We start from the raw sequence: 18,094 nt of genomic DNA, 5'->3' as shown, positions 1-18,094 counted from the left end.
CACACTGCCAAAGACGCTTCACGCTGCCCTCTAACATCAAAGTGCCCAGGTAGTGTTAGGTGTAATTCAGTCCCACCCAGTCACGATATCTAACAAATGATTGTTGGGAATCGCACATACAGTCCATGAATCGAGCCGTACAGTAGGAAATCGACCACTGCACTTGCATCGAATATTGTTTAGGGGCTTACTTGCCTGCCAGATCTAATTGGATCTGGCTCCGTCCCGAAACTAGGGTCGCGCAATGACAGAAAGCGGACCACCCTGCGTGCTGGTCGCAGAGAGCAACGCGATTGTTGCCCTCGACCTCTGTGAAACCCTGCAGGAGGCCGGTTACCGCGTCGCTGGCCCGCTGGCGACGGTGGCCGCGACCGAGGCGCTCCTGGAGCGGGAGCATGTCGATCTGGCCGTCATCGAGCCGAAGCTGAAGGATGGTGATTGTTCAAGGACCTTGCGGCACCTCCGCAGGCGCGGCGTCCCCTTCATTCTGCACACGGCCTGTCATCGTGCGGATCCGATCACGCGTGGCTTCGGCGACGCCCCCTGGCTCGCGAAGCCTGCGATCCCCTGGGACGTCGTGATCGCCCTCGACGAAATCGCGATCGGGAGTTTGTGAGATGGTACAGGCCCTCAGCAGTCAGGCGGTTGGGGACCGCGTCTTCTTTCCCGTGCCGGAGTCGCCCGCGTCTGCGCTGGTACAGAAGCTCGAAGCGTTCCAAGATTTGTCGGCCGAGGACCGGAACGCGCTCGCGCGTCTTGTGACGACCGCGCGGGACTACCCGGCCCACACCGACATCCTGCGCGAGGGCGAGCCGGCCGATGGCGTTCTCATCGTGGTCAAGGGGTTCGCGTGTCGGAACCAGTTCCGTCAGAACGGCGCACGGCAGATCACCGCCTACCTTGTGCCCGGCGATCATTGCAACTTGGAAGCCGGTCTCATCAACCGCATGGATCACACGGTCAGCACGCTCTCACCCTGTCGGGTTGCCCGCGTGAACGCGGAGGCCCTCCACGCGATCCTACGGCAACACCCCGCCATACGGCAGGCTCTTCGGATGAGCATCCTCGTCAACGAGGCCACCCTGCGTGAGTGGATCGTTAACATCGGATGCCGAACCGCCGTCGAGCGCATCGCGCACCTGTTCTGCGAACTGCACCTGCGCTTGAGCGCAGTGGGTCTGACCCGTGGGATGACCTACGAACTGCCCTTCACGCAGAGCGATATCGCCGTCACGGTCGGGCTCTCGAACGTTCACGTCAATCGTTCTCTTCAGGCACTGCGACGCCAGCGGTTGCTCACCTTGTCTGGTAAGCGCCTGACCATCCTCGACTGGACCGGCTTGAGCGAATTGGCCGAATTCAATCCGAGCTACCTGCAACTGGGCTGTCGTCCCCTGGACGGGTAACGCGAACCGAGCCGTTGGACAGCCGCGGTTCGACGCTTGGGTACCGAGGCCGCCGGTGGTCGGCGCCTCCCGTTGCCGCCGCGGCTCAGGCCTTCGCGGACGATTGGGGATCGATCGTCCCGGTTTCGCTCTCCAGGCGATCGTCGGCCGCCTCGTCGAACGCCTGCATCCAGGCGGTTCGGTCCTCGCTGCCCTCGGCATAGGGGCAACTCTCACGCTGCTTGCCGTAGAGGCGGGCATTCCGGCCCTTGATGAAGGGGCTGTCGCTCGCGGTCGCGCCGTCGCTCATATCGCGTATCCTGATGGTCGTGCGGCACGCCGGGACACCTCCCCGATCGTACGGCCCTGTCGCGGGTCAACCCTGACCAGGTCGATCCGGTTCATCCGCGTTCCATCACGAGCGCGCTGTTAGGGCTCGCGCCGGTGATCCAGGCTATGCGCCACTGCGCGCCGCAGAATCCGAGAGAGATCCTCGACGGAGTAGGGCTTGCGAAGCAACTCGAAGCCGTGGGTACCCTGCTCGGCGATCACGTGGCTGTAGCCCGAAGCGAGGACGACGGGCAGACCGGGATAGCGCGCGCGGATCGCCTGTCCGAGGTCGATGCCGTTCATGCCGGGCATGACAACGTCGGAAAACACGATGTCGAAAGAGCGTTCGGACGGCTTCGCGAGAGAAGACGGCGCCAAGACCTGAAGTGCCTGTTCGGCATCCGTGACCCAGCGGGTGTCGTATCCGAGTTCCTGGAGGGCTTGTGTCGCGAAGGCTCCGACTTCCAGGTTGTCCTCGACGACCAGCACCCGCGTCCCATGACCGTCAGCGAGGGATGCCGGTTCGGGCAGCACGGCTTGGGGGGCGATCTGCGCTCGGACGCGGGGCAGGAACAGCGTGAACGTCGTCCCGCTCCCGAGGGTGCTGTCCACCAGGACCTCACCGCCGGATTGCTTGGCGAAGCCGAAGACCTGTGACAGCCCGAGGCCGGTGCCCTGCCCGACGCCTTTGGTGGTGAAGAAGGGCTCGAAGATGCGATCCAGCATCTCGGGTGGAATACCGGAGCCGGTGTCCGACACCGAGACCGCGACGAAATCGCCGCGGACACGCGGATGCGCCCGCACGGCAGGAATGGTCAGGGCGCGGGTCACTCGGATCCGCAGCCGGCCTTCGCCCTCCATGGCATCCCGTGCGTTGACCACCATGTTGACCAGCGCGGTATCGAATTGGCTCGGATCCGCGTCGACGAGATAGGTCAGCGGAGTGCCGTCGGAGGACAGGCCGGGAACGACGTCGGTTTCGACCTGAATCCGGGCGCCCGTGAGGGTACCCACCATATCTCCCACGGAGGCGACGCTGCGCGCGACATCGAACACCTCCGGGCTCAGGGCTTGCCGGCGCGCGAAGGCGAGAAGTTGCCCGGTGAGCTTCGCCGCCCGCGAGACGGTGTCGGAGATGGCCCCGATGTAGCGCTGGCGCCGCTCCTCCGGCAGGTCTGGCCGCTTGAGCAGATCGGTGGACGACTTGATCACCGTTAGGAGGTTGTTGAAGTCGTGCGCAACGCCGCCCGTGAGCTGGCCCACCGCTTCGAGCTTCTGCGATTGCCGCAACTGCTCCTCGAGGGCCTTGCGCTCCGTGACGTCGCGACCGGCCGCGTAGAAATGGTCGCCCTGCGGAATGGCGTTCCAGGACACCCACCGGAAATCGCCATCGGCCGTCTTCATGCGGACGTCGAGATTGTCGAGGACGCTGCCCTCGGTCAGGCGGGTGAAGGCGGTGGTCGCCGGTGGGACATCGTCCGGATGCAGGTAGTTGTCGAACCGCGCGCCGAGGAGGGCGTCGGCCGGCCAGCCCAGCATTTCGGACCAGGCCGGATTCACGGCCCGGTAGAGACCGTCGAACCCACAGATCACGAGAAGGTCGCGGCTGGCGCGCCAGACGAGGTCGCGCTCGGCGGTACGGTCCCGCGCCGTGGTCCGCAGCAGCGTCTCGGCTTCGCGGCGGTCGGTGATGTCGTTGAAGAGGATCGCGACGCGGTGCTGGACCGGTTCACCGACGCGCAGTGCGTGGACATCGAACCAGCGGCCGAGGGCGACCGCGACGCTCTCGAACCGGGCCGGTCGACCCGTCAGGGCGACTTCGCCATAGGTTTCGAGCCAGCGCGGCTCGAGATCCGGGATCACCTCGCTCACCCAACGCCCGACCACGTCGCCGAGACCTGCCTGACGTTCGAAGGCTGGATTGACCTCCAGGAAGCGGTAATCGACCGGACGGCCGCTGGAGTCGAAACGCATCTCCACGATGCAGAAGCCGGCGTCGATCGCATCGAAGAGGGTCCGATAGCGGGCTTCACTCTCCGCGAGCTTACCCTCCTCGGTCCGGAACCGGGTGACGTCGAGCTGGCTGGCGAAGAAGTAGATCAGCCGGCCCTCAGGGTCGAAAACTGGGCTGACGTAAAGTTCGTTGCGGAATGCGCTGCCGTCGCGATGATAGTTGACGATCTCCACCACGACGTCCCGTCGCGCCGCGATCGCGTCCCGCACGCGAGCGACTTCGGCCGGATCGGTACCGCTGCCCTGCAGGAAGCGACAGTTCCGCCCGAGCAGCTCCTCGACTCCGTATCCGCACAGCTCCTGGAAGGCCCGATTGGCGAAGACAATCGGGTTGTCCGGAAGGTTTGGATCCGTGATGATCATCGGCATGCGGGTCTTCTCCGCTGCCGTGAAAAGCAGGTTGGAGCTCGCCGCCGAGGTGCGCTGGCCCGGGCCGGGTGCACGGATCCCGGTAGCACGCTCCGCCCGCAGCGCCGCAATCTCCGCCTCGAGTGCCTGTTCCCTCAGACGAAGCCGTTCAACCGCGTCGTCCATGACCCCCCGAATATCACCTAAACGCGGCACGTCTCTTCGACGGCGCCCGGAGCCTCGTCGTGATTCGTTCCGCGCCACGCCTCCCTATCCCACGTCTGTCGGCACGTCGATCACGTGCGGCACAGGATGCCGATGGCAGAGTCGGAACCATTGCGTGGACCGTGGATTGCGATAGGCGCTGACGTTAGACCTGTGCCTGCAGTGTGTCGGCTCTGTCTGATGGTCGGCCCTGCATCGCCTCTTCGTTGTTCACTGGCCAGCGGCCTCGCTGTCCGTTCCGGGAAACGATCGTTCGTGCCGAGCTTTGGACCGATGCAGACGTTCGATACCACCACCACCACCCTGCCCACCCTGCGTCGCGGTTCACAGCTGTATGAGACGGAGCGGCGACTCAACGCGGTCCTGAACAACGCTTCGGTGGCCATCTTTCTGATGGATGACCGCCAGCACTGCGTCTACATGAACCGGGCTGCGGAACTGCTCACCGGTTTCAGCCTGACCGAGGTCCTCACGCGCGATTGTCCCCTGCACGATATCGTCCACCACACCTACCCGGATGGTCGCCCGTTTCCGCTCGCGGAATGCGCCATCGACCGGGCCTTTCCGGAGAACAATCAGGAACGCGGCGAGGAGGTGTTCGTCCATAAAGACGGACATTTCTACCCGGTCGGGTTCACCGCCAGTCCCATCCGCGACGACGAAGCGCGCATTATCGGTACGATCATCGAGGTCCGCGACATCACGGAGGAGAAGGCGGCCGCCGAGCGTCAGCGCCTTCTCACCAACGAACTCAACCACCGGGTCAAGAACACGCTGGCGACCGTCCAGTCGATCGCCGCGCAGACCTTCAAAGGAAAGACCGACGGCGCCGCGCGCCAGACCTTCGATGCACGCATGGTCGCTCTGTCGAACACCCACAACGTGCTCACGGCGGAGAACTGGGAGAGCGCTAGCCTGCGCAGCGTCGTCGAGGGCGCCGTGGCACCGCACGCCCTGGCCGAAGTCGATACGGCGCGCTTCGACCTCGTCGGTCCGGATACCCGCCTGCACCCGAAGGTCGCCGTCACTCTCGCGATGGCGCTGCACGAACTGATGACGAACGCGGCCAAGTACGGGGCGCTATCGGTTCCCGAAGGTCGGGTCGGCGTGTCCTGGACCCTGGAGCCGGAGGGCTCGGGCGAGCGCCTCGATCTCGTCTGGACCGAAACGGGCGGGCCGCCGGTCGCGCCACCCACGCGGAGGGGATTCGGAAGCCGGCTCATCGAGCGACAATTGCCGCTGGAATTCGACGGCAGCGCGGATCTGATCTTCGCACCCACCGGCGTCATCTGCCGGCTCCGTATCCCGCTGACCGCGCTCGGATGGCACGGGCAGGAACGGGTGACCGGACGGGTCGCCCGATGAGCGGCCTCCAGGGACGGCGGGTTCTGCTGGTAGAGGACGAGAGCCTCGTCGCCATGCTCGGCGAGGACATGCTGCTCGATCTCGGCTGTGAGGTCGAGATCGCCATGCGTCTCGACAAGGCGGTGGCGCTGGCCCGCGGGGCGGACCTGGACATGGCGATCCTCGACGTGAATCTCGGCGACACCTGTAGCTATCCCGTGGCCGATGCCTTGTTCGAGCGCGGTATTCCTTTCATCTTCGCCACCGGCTACGGCCTCTCGGGGATCGAACCCGCTTACAACGCCATTCCGGTGATGCAGAAGCCGTATCAGGTTGCACAGATGGAGCGGCTGCTCCGGCACCTGCTCACCTGCAAAACGCCGCCGAAGGGGAACATGCCGTCCTTGCCGTGCGGGTGTTCGTTCTGGGCGAAGATCGTCGGACCCTACCAGATCCGGGCCGACTGAGCGCCGTCGCTGCGGCCTTCGGTCTCCAACGTGTGGCGCTTGCCGCCGGAGCTTTCCGAACGATGTTGCGTTCGCTCCCTGCGGTGACGGGACAACGAACACGAACGCCCATGCAGATTCATCTGGACGCCCTCGGCGGCGTCGCCGGCGACATGTTCGCCGCCGCCCTTCTCGATGCTTTTCCGGACCAGGAAGCCGGCGTGCTGGAGAGCATCCGAGCCGCCTTGCCGGAGGTCTCCTGCGAACTCGTCAGACACAATGACGGCATTCTGGCCGGCCGCCGCTTCGTCGTCGCGCGCGGTCCCGGGGCTCGGGATAGCGGGGCGGCCGGTCACACGCATCGCCACCACGATCACGCGCATGCGCATGGCGACGGACACGGTCACGCCGGTGATGCCCACCACGGGCATCGCCACTGGTCGCAGATCCGCGCGGACCTGCAGGCCTGTCCGCTCGGGTCCGCGGTCCGCACTCATGCGATCGGGATCTTCACCCGTCTGGCCGAGGCCGAGGCACGGGTCCACGGCATCGCCGTCGAGGCGGTGGCCTTCCACGAGGTCGGCGCCTGGGACTCGATCGCCGATATCGTGGCGGCCGCGCACCTGATCGCGGCCCTCGACGCCGAGGCCTGGAGCGTGTCGGCGCTGCCCCTCGGCTCGGGCCGGGTCCGGACCCAGCACGGACCGCTGCCCGTGCCGGCCCCGGCCACGAGCCTCCTCATCGAGGGGTTCGAGACCCTCGACGACGGCGTGCCGGGCGAGCGGGTCACGCCGACGGGGGCCGCGATCCTGCGCTACCTGCGCGACATCGCGCCACCGCTGCCGGCGGCGCCGCGGATTCTCAAGGGATCGGGCATCGGCTTCGGCACCAAGGTCCTACCGGGCCTCAGCAACTGCCTGCGCGCGATGGTGTACGAGGCGGCGACGTCGCGCGGGAGCGGCGAGCACCGCGACCTCGGCGTGATCGAGTTCGAGGTGGACGACCAATCGGCGGAGGATCTCGGCATGGGCCTCGATCGTCTGCGCGCGCATCCGGATATCTTCGACGTCGTCCAGATGCCGGTCTTCGGCAAGAAGGGACGGATGATGACTCATGTACGGGCGCTCGCCCGTGCCAGCGCGCTCGAGGAGGCCATCGCGGCCTGCTTTCGCGAAACCACCACGATCGGCCTGCGCCATCGCATCGTCTCTGGTGCCGCTCTTTCGAGGCGGATGCACACCGTCATGGTCGAGGGTCAACCGGTACGGGTGAAGGTCGTCGACCGGCCGGGCGGGCGCACCGCCAAGGCGGAGGCCGACGATGCGGTCGCCCGGGAAAACCACGCCACCCGCGCCGGCCTGCGCCGCGCTGCCGAGGCGCTGGCGCTCCGGGCGGATACCGAGGAGGGGGGCACGGCATGAGCGGCGATGTCCTGCAACGCTTGAACGACGTGCTTCTGCAGATCGGGCCCCTCGCGGTCGCAGTCAGCGGCGGCGTCGACAGCTTGACTCTCGCCGAGGCAGCCCATCGCCTCCTCGGGGCCGACCGGGCGCTGATGGTCCACGCGGCCTCGCCGGCCGTGCCGCACGAGGCGACGCAACGTGTCCGGGACGAAGCGGCGCGGGGGGGCTGGACCCTGCGCGTGGTCGAGGCCGGCGAGTTTGCCGACCCGAGCTACCGCGCCAACCCGGTCAATCGCTGCTTCTTCTGCAAGACCAACCTTTACGGAACGATCCGTCAGGTCACCGACCGGACCATGGTGTCGGGCGCCAATCTCGACGATCTCGGCGAGTACCGCCCGGGCCTCGACGCGGCCCGCGAGTACGGCGTGCGCCATCCCTACGTGGAGGCCGGACTGGATAAGGCCACGGTGCGGGCGCTCGCCCGCGATCTCGGCCTCGGATCGGTGGCGGAGCTCCCGGCAGCACCCTGCCTGTCGAGCCGCGTCGAGACCGGTATCCGGATCGAGCCCGAAATCTTGGCATTCATCCACGCCGTCGAAGGCTTGGTGAGCCGTAGCCTCCAGGCCGGCACCGGACCGCGCCGCGCCGTGCGCTGCCGCGTCCGGGCCGCCGGGATCGTGGTGGAGCTCGACCCCGACAGCCTCGCCGCCCTCGACAGCGCGGGCCAGGCCGCTCTGTCAGCGGAGATCCGGGCGGGGGCTCCGGCGAACCTGCCCGAAGCCTCGGTGCGGTTCGCGGCCTACCGCACCGGCAGTGCCTTCCTGACGGGAACGGTCCGATGAGCGTTTCCGAAGAATTCGTCCTCGACTTCGCCCGGCCGGAGCGGATCGGCCTCGAGGAGGCGATCTACGCGGCCGGCAAATCGCCGGTGCAGATCGACGCGATCCTGGACGCCGCCACGGCGCGCGGTGCGCGACTGCTGCTGACGCGCCTCGACGCCGACAAGCATGCGGCCCTTTCCGGCCGCCACCGCGCCCGGATCGACTACTGCCCGGTGTCGCGCACCGCGATCTTCGGGGAGGCCCGTCCGATCAGCGGTCCTGCGCGCATCGGCATCGTGGCTGCCGGCACCTCCGACGTTCCGGTGGCGCGGGAGGCCGAGCGGACCCTGGCCTACCAGGGCCATGCCACGACGCTCTTTGCCGATGTCGGGGTCGCGGGGCTCTGGCGCCTGACCACCCGCCTGGACCAGATCCGTGCCCACCCCATCCTCATCGTCGCCGCCGGCATGGATGCGGCCCTGCCGAGTGTCGTCGGCGGCCTCGTCGCCAGCGCCCTGATCGCGGTGCCGACCTCCGTGGGCTACGGGGTGGCCGAGGGCGGCCGTACGGCCCTCGATGCGATCCTGGCGAGCTGCGCCCCCGGTATCACCGTCGTCAACATCGACAATGGCTACGGGGCCGCCTGCGCCGCGATGCGCCTGCTCCAGGCCGCCCGCGCCCTGTCGCAATCCAACCCCGTCGATGGAATGCCGGCCTGACATGCCGCGCCATTCCCGCCACACACCCGTTCACCCCGGAGAGCAGACATGGAACGCCGCAGCTTCCTACAGGGCGCCGCCGCCGGCGCCGGACTCGCCGCCACCAGCAGCGCCGGTGCAGCCGTGACCGCGCCTGGCCTGCCCAACACGCGACCGAAGGACCCGGCCGATTTGCCGGTGCTCACCGACCCCGGCGAACGCCGTGGCGAGATGCTCTACCGCCCCTTCGGTCGCCACGACGAGAAGATCTCGGCGATCGGGATGGGTGGCTTCCACCTTGGAAAGAACGCGGTCTCCGATGACGAGGCGACCCGCCTCATCCACGCCGGCGTCGATCGCGGCATCACGTTCATGGACAATTGTTGGGACTACAACGGCGGTCGCTCGGAGCTGCGCATGGGAGTCGCCCTGTCGCAGGGCGGCTACCGCGACAAGGTCTTCCTGATGTCCAAGATGGATGGGCGCACGAAGCAGGAGGCGATGCGGCAGATCGACGAATCCCTCAAGCGCCTGCGCACCGACCGGATCGACCTCGTCCAGCACCATGAGATCCTTCGCTTCGACGACCCGGACCGGGTCTTCGCCGAGGGCGGCGCCATGGAGGCCTTCGTCGAGGCCAAGAAGGCCGGCAAATTGCGCTACATCGGCTTCACCGGCCACAAGGATCCGCGCATCCACCTCCAGATGCTTGAAGTCGCAGAGGAGCGTGGGTTCCAGTTCGATTCCGTGCAGATGCCGCTCAACGTGATGGACGCGCATTTCCGCTCGTTCGGCCACCTCGTGCTGCCATACCTGGTCCAGCACGGCATTGCAGCGCTCGGCATGAAAACCTTCGGCGACGGCGTGATCCTGAAGAGTGACGCGCCGATCAAGCCGCTCGAGTACCTGCACTTCTCCCTGAACCTGCCGACCACCGTGGTGATCACCGGCATCGAGAGCCAGCGCGACCTCGACCAGGCCTTCGAGGCGGTGAAGACCTTCACGCCGATGGACAAGGCGAAGGTTGCCGAACTCCTCGAGCGCAGCAAGCCCTACGCGCTCCAGGGCAAGTACGAGCTGTTCAAGACCTCCGCCACCTTCGATGGCACCGCCAAGAACGCGGCTTGGCTCGGCGAGGATGTGGAGAGCGTCAAGAAGCTCGCGCCGACCATGGAGTGAGACCGGACGGCTCTCAGGCGCCCGTCCCGGTCGTTCCGGCGGGAGACCGTCGCGTCAAAAATTTTGGACGTACCGAGCGTCATCCCGGGACCGCGAAGCGGAGCCCGGGATACAGAGACGCGCCAGCGGCGCAGGGCTTTCTACCGTCGGCGGTGCTGGAGGCCGGGCTCGCCTCCTGCGCCCGGGAATGGCCTGGTGCTTTCGATGATGATGTCACGAGGCGCAGCGAGGAATGCCGTCGCAACGCACAGCAACCCGGTGCAGCCGGCGAACATCATGACGATGCCCGCCGGCGGATGGATCAGGCTTCCTTGAAGCCGTAATCCGGCACACCTTCCTCGTTGCCGTAGTATTTGTACGGCAGGAACTTGCCCGACATGTTCATCTTCACCCGGTCGCCCTTGTTGTTGGGCTCGCGCTCCATGGTCATGTTGAAGTCGATGGCCGACATGATGCCATCGCCGAACTCTTCCTGGATCAGCTCCTTCCAGGTGGTGCCGTAGACCATCACCAGCTCGTAGAAGCGGTAGATCAGCGGATCCGTGGGCGGCATCTGCGCGATCGAGCCGCGGAAGGGCGCCTCGTTCAGCATGCGCTCCTCAGACTGAGAAAGGCCGAACAGGGCTGCAGCCTTGGCAGCCTGCGCCTTGGGCAGCTTCATCTGGCCCATGCAGGCGGCGGTGATCAGGATCGGCGAGATGCCGCCGATCTCGTCCTGGATATACTTCCAGGTCCAGCCTTTCTCGCGCTTGATGTCGAGGAGCTTCTCGGTGAGGTCTTCGCGCTTCATGGCTTGCGTCTCCGTGGTGGGTGGGAAAGGGAAAGATCAGGCGCGTCGCGCTGGCGCGGTGTCGGCGGCCGGAGCGGCGCCCTCGACCTCAGTGAGGCTCGGCCGGATCACTGGGGGATGACGCGGGTCGTAGCCGGCCGGCATCGCGTCCCGCAGCGTCTTCGAGCGGCTGACGAGAAAATCCATCAGGTGATTGCGCAGGGCGTAGTAGCCCGGGGCATGGTGCAGCTGAGTGCGGTCCCGGGACTTTGGCAGCGGATTCTCGACGATCTCCGCGACCTTGGCCTGCGGGCCGTTGGTCATCAGGACGATGCGGTCGGCGAGGTAGATCGCCTCGTCGACGTCGTGGGTGATCATGAAGACGGTCTGACCGGTCTCCACGCAGATCCGCCGAACCTCGTCCTGGAGCGTTCCGCGCGTCAGCGCATCGAGGGCGGAGAACGGCTCGTCCATCAGCAGGATCTTGGGCTCGATCGCGAGGGCGCGCGCGATGCCGACGCGCTGCTTCATGCCTCCGGAGAGCTCGGAGGGTCGCTTGTGCTCGGCGCCCGCGAGGCCCACCGTGGCGATCGCATCTTGCGCGCGTGCAGTGACCTCGGCCGTGGCTGCCTTCCGCCAGCGCGACGAGACCGCGTAGGCGACGTTGCCCAGGACCGTACGCCAGGGTAGCAGCGCGTGGCCCTGGAAGATGACGGCCCGGTCGAGGCTGGTGCCATCGATGGCCTGCCCATCGACGATGACGACGCCCTCGCTCGGGGCCTCGAGCCCGGCCAGGATGTTGAGCACGGTGGTCTTGCCGCAGCCGGAATGGCCGATCATGCAGACGAACTCGCCCCGGCGCATGGGCAGCCACAGGTCCTCGAACACCGTGTTGCTCTTGCCCCCCGGCGCCGGATAGCGCCGGGCGATGCCCTCGATCGAGATGAACTTCTCCGAGGACGGCATGGTCTGGGACGACATGCGGACCTCGTCGGCCTGGTCTGAGGCGGGGGTGTGGAAGGGGAGCAGCGTGACCATTGCGCTCACTCCGGAAACGTAACGAGGCGCTGCGCCCGGGCCAGCAGTTGGTCGAGGATCATGCCGACAAGGCCGATCACCAGGATCGAGGTGATCACGTTGGTGATCGAGAGGTTGTTCCACTCGTTCCAGACGAAGTAGCCGATGCCGGTGCCGCCCACGAGCATCTCGGCCGCCACGATGACGAGCCAGGCGATGCCGATCGAGATGCGCATCCCGGTGAGGATGGTGGGCGCGGCCGCCGGCAGGATCACCGTGACGGCCCGCCGGAACGGGCCGACCTCCAGGGTGCGGGCGACGTTGAGCCACTCGCGCCGGGTGCCGGCGACGCCGAAGGCGGTGTTGATCAGCATCGGCCAGAGCGAGCAGATGAAGATCACGAAGATCGCCGACAGGCCGGAATCCTTGATCGTGTAGAGGGCGAGCGGCATCCAGGCGAGTGGCGAGACAGGCTTCAGGAGCTGGATGAAGGGATCGAGCGCCCGGTTCATCAGGGGTGACATGCCGATGAGGAAGCCGATCGGGATCGCCACCAGGACGGCGAGGCCGTAGCCGAGCGCGACGCGGCCGATGGAGTAGGCGAGCTGGATGCCGAGGCCCTTGTCGTTGGGGCCCCGGTCGTAGAACGGGTCTTTCAGGTGCTTCCACAGGGTGGCGCCGACGTCGAGCGGGCCCGGCATGGCCGACTTTCCAGTGGTGGCGCTCGCGCCCATCAGGGCGGCATATTCCGGATCCATCGCCTCGGTCTTGGCCGTGCCCCCGACGGCGATCTGCCAGGTGAGCAGGAACGCCAGGAGCAGCGCCAGCGAGACGAGGCCGGCGCGAAGGGAGAGGCTCGCGGCCATGGCTCAGCCTGCCCGCTTGATCTTGAAGGAGTCGAGGTATTCCTTCGGCTTGGCCGGATCGAAGGTCTTGCCCATGACCACGAAGGTCTTCGTGGTGGTCTCGGGCGGCGTGAGGCCGTTCTGCCTCATCAGCTTCGCGGCATCGGTGGCGAGGTAAACCTTGGCCGCCACGGTCGCGTAGTCGACGTCGCCCTTGATCTGACCCCAGCGCTGCATCTGGGTCATGATCCAGACGGCGAAGGACTGCCAGGGGAAGGCATCGAAGTCGACGCGGTCCGGCACCTTGCGCACGCTGCCGAGCCCGTCCGCGAAGGTGCCGGTGAGGACCTGCTCCACCACGGTGACCGGCTGGTTCAGGTAGTTAGCCGGTGCGATCTGGGCGGCGATCTCCTTCCGATTCTCGGCATTCGACGCGTAGGTGGTGGCCTCGATGATCGCCCGCAGCAGGGCCGCGTAGGTGTTCGGTGTCTGGGTGATGAAGTCCTGCGACGCCGCGAAGGCGCAGCAGGGATGCCGATCCCAGATCTCTTTCGACAGGATGTGGATGAAGCCGACGCCGTCATAGACCGCGCGCTGGTTCACTGGATCGGGGGCGAGGAAGCCGTCGATGTTGTCGGCCCGCAGGTTCGCGACCATCTCGGGCGGCGGGACCGCGCGGATCTGAACGTCGGTGTCCGGGTCGATCCCGGCCTCGGCGAGATAGTAGCGCAGCAGGTAGTTGTGCATCGAGTAGTCGAACGGCACCGCGAGCTTGAAGCCCTTCCAATCCTTCGGGTCGCGCCGGTCCTTGTGCTTCATGGCCAGCGTGATCGCCTGACCGTTGACGTTCTCCACCGCCGGCATCGTGTAGGGCTGCGGGTTCGAGCCGACGCCGAGGGAGATCGCGATCGGCATCGGCGCCAGCATGTGGGCGGCGTCGTATTCGCGGTTGAGGGTCTTGTCGCGGATCACCGCCCAACCGGCGGTCTTCACCACGTCGACGTTGAGGCCCTGCTTCTCGTAGAAGCCCATCGGCTTGGCCATGATGATCGGCGTGGCGCAAGTGATGGGGATGAACCCGATCTTCAGGTCGGTCTTCTCCGGCTTGCCGCCTTCGGCGAAAGCTTCCGCGACGAAGCGGGTCGGTAGGAACTGGCTGACGGCGGCTAGGGCGGTGGCGGCGCCGACGCTGCGCAGGAAAGCGCGCCGCTCGGCATCGTGCGGAAAGAGTGCGCGCATCACCGTGCCCTCGACGACCCGCTCGATCGCAGCATCACCGCCGGGCATGCCGGCATCATGCTCGCGCTGCGAGGGGTGGGCGCCGCACGAACAGCCGCCCCGGTTCAAGCGACGGGACGCATCAAAGGGATTGTCGAACAGGGCCATGGCTGCCTCACCGCAAGCTGGTGCGGCTCAGTGAGCAATCGCTGTGCCAGGTAGAATTTCGGAAATTTATCAATGGATGCGAGCGTTTATACCATCTTCACGCTTTTACGTGATCTCGTGTTTTACGAGATTTCGTGACGGCAGTAACGAGATCTCGTGCTACCGTCGCATGATGGCTCCCGATTCCGCTCTCCCTCCTGAACTCGGCCTCGCCTTCGAGGAAAGTCGCGAGCCGATGTTGGTCCTGGATCCGCCCGCGGATCGGATCATCGATGCGAACCCCGCCGCAGCGGACCTGCTGGGCTACCCGCGTCCCACGCTCCGGGGGATGCCCGCCAGCACGCTGCATCCGGGGCAGCGCCCGGCCCTGATCGTGTTCACCCAGGCCGTGGACGCGAAAGGCCATTGGTGGACCCACGCGCTCTCGCCGCGGCACGGTTCCGGAAAGGCGCTCCGGCTCGAATACGCCGGCTCGCTGCTCAAGAGTGCGGCGCCCCTCATGCTTGTGACCTTGGCCGACCTCGACGCGCGCCGTCGGCGCCACGTCGACGCGCAGGCGGACGCTCACATGCGGGCCGGCCTCTCCGAGTGGCAAAGGATGGAGCGGATCTTCCGCGATATCGAGCGCGAGAATCAGCTCATCCTCCGCGCAGCGGGAGAGGGCATCTACGGGGTCAATGCCGAGGGGGTGACGACCTTCGTCAACCCGGCCGCGGAGCGGATGCTGGGTTGGCCCGCCGCCGAACTCGTCGGCCGAGACATGCACGCCACCGTCCACCACACCCATCCTGACGGAGCCCACTACCCCCACCGGGACTGCCCGATCTACGCCGCCTTCCGCGACGGCGCTGTCCATCAAGTCGACACGGAGGTGTTCTGGCGGCGTGACGGGCACGCGTTCCCCGTGGAATACACATCGACTCCGATCCGTGACCGGGGCCAGCTTCTCGGCGCCGTGATCGTCTTCCGCGATGTCGGTCCCCGACGGGAAGCCGACGAACGACTGCGTCAGGCGCTCGCCGAGGTCGATGTGTTGCGCGAGCGCCTGGAGCTCGAGAACGCCTATCTCAAGGAGGAAATTCGCCTCGAGAGCCATCACCAGGGCATCATCGGGCGCTCGCCGGCCATCGAGGCCACCCTTCGCCAGATCGACGTGGTGGCCGGCACCGACGCCACCGTTCTCGTCACCGGTGAATCCGGCACCGGCAAGGAACTCATCGCCCGGGCGATCCACGAGGCCAGTCGGCGGTGCGACCGCCCCCTGATCCGGGTGAACTGCGCCGCCGTCCCCCGCGAGCTGTTCGAGAGCGAGTTCTTCGGTCACGCCAAGGGCGCCTTCACCGGCGCTGTTCGCGACCGCGTCGGGCGCTTCGAACTCGCCGACGGCGGCACGCTCTTTCTCGATGAGGTCGGCGAGATCCCCCTCGACCTACAGGGTAAATTGCTGCGGGTGCTGCAGGAGCGCTCCTTCGAGCGGGTGGGCGAGGAGCGCACCCGCGCGGTCGACGTCCGGATGATCGCGGCCACCAACCGCGACCTGCGGGACGAGGTGCGCCGCGGCCGCTTCCGTGAGGACCTGTATTTCCGCCTAAACGTCTTCCCGATCGCCGCGAGTCCCTTGCGTGAGCGACCGGAGGATATTGCGCTGATCGCCCAGCATTTCCTGAGGGGCGCGGCGCGAAGGCTCAACATCGCCGAGCCTCGGCTTACGGAAGGGGACGTACGCCGCCTCAGCCGCTATCCGTGGCCCGGAAACGTTCGAGAACTGGAGAATGTGATCGAACGCGGCGCGATCCTCGCGGTGCGCGGGCGACTCCATCTCGACTTGCCAGAGATTGATCCGCCGCCGCAAGGCCTAGATGTGGTCGCCATAGCCTCTCCGATTCTGAACCCGCTGACAGAGCCCGAACGCCGCGCTCGCGATCGGGCCGAAATCGAGGGGGCCCTGGGCTTGGCCGGCGGCAAGGTCTTCGGCCCGGGTGGCGCAGCCGAGCTGCTCGGCCTGCGCCCAACCACCCTGGCCTCGCGGATGAAAGCCCTGAATATCGATGGACGAGCCTTCCGCGTGAGACGCTGAGACCGCCGCTCCGGGGGGACGAATACGTCTTCACGCACGTCCTGCTGCCTTCGGCACGATCCATGCGCCAGAGGATATGTCGAAGTCCGGTGCCCGGCCCTAGTTGATGCAGACGCTCGTCTTCGCTGGAGTTCGTGTCCAGATGCATCCCTCTCGACGCACCCTCGTCGCCGGCGCAGGCCTTCTGCCCCTGTCTGCGGTTTTGCTAAGGAACAGGGCGATGGCTGGCACTGAGCGATCCTCCAAATTACTTCACCGAGCGATTCCCTCCTCAGGCGAAAGCCTGCCGGTGATCGGGATCGGTACGTCGCGTCGGTACGAAGTCGAGCCGACGCCAGAGAAGATCGCGCCGTTGCGCGAGGCGGTGCAGAGGTTCGTTTCGCTCGGCGGAACGGTCATCGATACCGCGCCGAGCTACGGCACCGCAGAGGACGTACTCGGACTGATCCTGAGCCAGGATGGCCTACACGAGAAGGTGTTTCTGTGCAGCAAGGTTGGGACACAGGGCCGTGAGGCAGCTGTTGCGGAGATCGTACGATCCTTCCAGCGCCTGAAAACGTCGGTGATCGACCTCGTCGCGGTCCACAACCTCATCGATCCGGATACAAACCTTGCGACCCTTCGCGATCTGAAGACACAGGGGAAGATCCGTTACCTCGGTGCAACGGTTTGGCGCGATAGTCAGCTCGCGGATCTCGAAGCCCTGATGACCCGCGAGACCCTGGATTTCATTCAGGTGAATTACGCCCTCGACGATCGCGGCGCTGCCGAGCGCATCTTACCCTTGGCGAAGGAGCGCGGTATGGCCGTGATGGTCAACGTTCCCTTCGGACGCGACCGCTTGTTCAAGGCTGTGCAGGGGCGCACACTTCCGCTCTGGGCTGCTGAGTTCGACTGCGCGAGCTGGCCGCAATTCTTCCTGAAATACGTCCTCGCGCACGAGGCTGTGACATGCCCAATTCCCGGTATGGCCAAGGCCGCCTATGTCGAGGACAACCTCGGTGCCGCACAGGGCCGTCTACCCGACGCCGCGCAACGCACCCGCATGGAGGCCCTCGTCGATGCACTCTAAGTTCTTGACACGCCACTTGATTCTTGCGCTCGCCGCTGGCGCGACCTTCGCCGTGGCCCTTTGCGGCCCGGGTTGGGCGCAGACGGCTTCTGCGCCGGCGCGCATTGGTATCATCGGCGCCGGCAACATCGGCGGCACCCTTGGCGGTCTCTGGGCCAAGGCCGGCCATGCGGTGATGCTGTCGTCCCGGCATCCCAAAGAGTTGAAGAATCTCGTCGAGGGCCTCGGACCTAACGCCCGCGCTGGGACGCCGGCAGAGGCAATTGCTTTCGGCGAGGTCGTACTTATCGCCGTCCCCTACAAAGCGTATCCTCAGATTGCCCAGGACCATGGCGCGGCCCTGAAGAACAAGATTGTGATCGACGCCGGCAACGCCACTCAGGCCCGCGATGGCGAGGTTTACGGCGAGGTCCAGGCACGCGGCATCGCCGCAGTCTCCGCCAAGTATTTGGACAAAGCGCTAATCGTCCGCGCCTTCAACGCAGCCAACTACAAGGTCTTCGCCAAGAATGCTCACCGCGAAGGGGCGCAGATGGCGATCCCCCTCGCAGGCGACGATCCGCAAGCTGTTGCGGCGGTGTCGAAGCTCGTTACCGATGCGGGCTTCGATCCTGTGGTGGTTGGATCACTTCAGAAGGCCGACAGCTTCGCCATGGGGTCTGCCGGCTTCGGTCTCGAACTCACCGCTCCAGACATGCGCGCGCGCCTCGGTGTTACCCCTTGAGCGATGATACCT

The 18,094-nt window shown here is 66.3% G+C and carries 17 protein-coding genes; 11 read left to right on the top strand and 6 right to left on the bottom strand.

Annotated elements, in window-relative coordinates; genetic code table 11:
- Positions 1-268 precede the first annotated feature (268 nt).
- Both CRT23_RS23215 and CRT23_RS23210 read left to right on the top strand, forming a co-directional pair.
- Positions 269-616: a response regulator gene (locus tag CRT23_RS23215; RefSeq protein ID WP_055955908.1), complete on the top strand. Its 348-nt coding sequence runs from the start codon at positions 269-271 to the stop codon at positions 614-616.
- A gap of 1 nt (position 617) precedes the next feature.
- Entirely contained in the window at positions 618-1,406 is a 789-nt protein-coding gene (locus tag CRT23_RS23210) for a Crp/Fnr family transcriptional regulator (RefSeq protein WP_103711965.1), read from the top strand.
- A gap of 85 nt (positions 1,407-1,491) precedes the next feature.
- Here the strand turns inward: CRT23_RS23210 and CRT23_RS23205 are convergent, their stop codons facing one another.
- On the bottom strand, positions 1,492-1,695 hold the full coding sequence (locus tag CRT23_RS23205; RefSeq protein WP_055955902.1) for a ribosome modulation factor: 204 nt from the start codon (positions 1,693-1,695) through the stop codon (positions 1,492-1,494).
- Positions 1,696-1,814: 119 nt separating this feature from the next.
- Positions 1,815-4,262 (bottom strand): PAS domain S-box protein, encoded by a 2,448-nt coding sequence (locus CRT23_RS23200; RefSeq protein WP_103711964.1) that lies wholly within the window; start codon positions 4,260-4,262, stop codon positions 1,815-1,817.
- Positions 4,263-4,574: 312 nt separating this feature from the next.
- Here CRT23_RS23200 and CRT23_RS23195 point away from each other — a divergent pair, with 312 nt between their 5' ends.
- The 6 genes from CRT23_RS23195 to CRT23_RS23170 all read left to right on the top strand — a co-directional run bounded on the left by CRT23_RS23195 (position 4,575) and on the right by CRT23_RS23170 (position 10,192).
- A complete protein-coding gene (locus tag CRT23_RS23195) occupies positions 4,575-5,666 on the top strand; it encodes an HWE histidine kinase domain-containing protein (RefSeq protein ID WP_103711963.1) in 1,092 nt (363 codons plus the stop codon).
- Positions 5,663-6,112, top strand: a complete 450-nt coding sequence (locus CRT23_RS23190) for a response regulator (protein ID WP_103711962.1) — start codon at positions 5,663-5,665, stop codon at positions 6,110-6,112. The genes CRT23_RS23195 and CRT23_RS23190 overlap by 4 nt, the downstream gene beginning before the upstream one ends.
- 110 nt (positions 6,113-6,222) lie before the next feature.
- Complete coding sequence (locus tag CRT23_RS23185) at positions 6,223-7,512, top strand: LarC family nickel insertion protein (RefSeq protein WP_103711961.1); 1,290 nt, start codon at positions 6,223-6,225, stop codon at positions 7,510-7,512.
- Positions 7,509-8,336: an adenine nucleotide alpha hydrolase gene (locus CRT23_RS23180; RefSeq protein ID WP_103711960.1), complete on the top strand. Its 828-nt coding sequence runs from the start codon at positions 7,509-7,511 to the stop codon at positions 8,334-8,336. Before CRT23_RS23185 ends, CRT23_RS23180 begins: the two co-directional genes overlap by 4 nt.
- Entirely contained in the window at positions 8,333-9,034 is a 702-nt protein-coding gene (larB, locus tag CRT23_RS23175; protein WP_103711959.1) for a nickel pincer cofactor biosynthesis protein LarB, read from the top strand. The genes CRT23_RS23180 and larB overlap by 4 nt, the downstream gene beginning before the upstream one ends.
- 48 nt (positions 9,035-9,082) lie before the next feature.
- Positions 9,083-10,192, top strand: coding sequence for an aldo/keto reductase (locus tag CRT23_RS23170; protein ID WP_055955882.1), 1,110 nt, complete (start codon positions 9,083-9,085; stop codon positions 10,190-10,192).
- A gap of 301 nt (positions 10,193-10,493) precedes the next feature.
- Here the strand turns inward: CRT23_RS23170 and cynS are convergent, their stop codons facing one another.
- The 4 genes from cynS to CRT23_RS23150 all read right to left on the bottom strand — a co-directional run bounded on the left by cynS (position 10,494) and on the right by CRT23_RS23150 (position 14,209).
- Positions 10,494-10,982: a cyanase gene (gene cynS, locus CRT23_RS23165; protein WP_103711958.1), complete on the bottom strand. Its 489-nt coding sequence runs from the start codon at positions 10,980-10,982 to the stop codon at positions 10,494-10,496.
- A 36-nt stretch (positions 10,983-11,018) separates the two neighbouring features.
- Positions 11,019-11,927, bottom strand: a complete 909-nt coding sequence (locus tag CRT23_RS23160) for an ABC transporter ATP-binding protein (protein WP_103711967.1) — start codon at positions 11,925-11,927, stop codon at positions 11,019-11,021.
- Between the two features lie 77 nt (positions 11,928-12,004).
- Positions 12,005-12,844: a nitrate ABC transporter permease gene (gene ntrB / locus CRT23_RS23155; protein WP_103711957.1), complete on the bottom strand. Its 840-nt coding sequence runs from the start codon at positions 12,842-12,844 to the stop codon at positions 12,005-12,007.
- Between the two features lie 3 nt (positions 12,845-12,847).
- Positions 12,848-14,209, bottom strand: coding sequence for a CmpA/NrtA family ABC transporter substrate-binding protein (locus CRT23_RS23150; protein ID WP_103711956.1), 1,362 nt, complete (start codon positions 14,207-14,209; stop codon positions 12,848-12,850).
- A 169-nt stretch (positions 14,210-14,378) separates the two neighbouring features.
- On the opposite strand from CRT23_RS23150, the gene CRT23_RS23145 reads away from it, so the two are divergent.
- From CRT23_RS23145 to CRT23_RS23135, 3 genes are all read left to right on the top strand, one after another.
- Complete coding sequence (locus CRT23_RS23145) at positions 14,379-16,286, top strand: sigma 54-interacting transcriptional regulator (RefSeq protein WP_103711955.1); 1,908 nt, start codon at positions 14,379-14,381, stop codon at positions 16,284-16,286.
- Between the two features lie 142 nt (positions 16,287-16,428).
- Positions 16,429-17,358, top strand: a complete 930-nt coding sequence (locus tag CRT23_RS23140) for an aldo/keto reductase (protein ID WP_103711966.1) — start codon at positions 16,429-16,431, stop codon at positions 17,356-17,358.
- Positions 17,348-18,082 (top strand): NAD(P)-binding domain-containing protein, encoded by a 735-nt coding sequence (locus CRT23_RS23135; RefSeq protein WP_103711954.1) that lies wholly within the window; start codon positions 17,348-17,350, stop codon positions 18,080-18,082. Before CRT23_RS23140 ends, CRT23_RS23135 begins: the two co-directional genes overlap by 11 nt.
- The last annotated feature ends 12 nt before the right edge of the window (positions 18,083-18,094 follow it).

It is taken from the genome of Methylobacterium sp. V23, assembly GCF_002917135.1.
GTDB lineage: Bacteria > Pseudomonadota > Alphaproteobacteria > Rhizobiales > Beijerinckiaceae > Methylobacterium.
The sequence above is the reverse complement of the archived record's forward strand: the minus strand, read 5'-3'. Positions and strand labels throughout refer to the sequence as shown.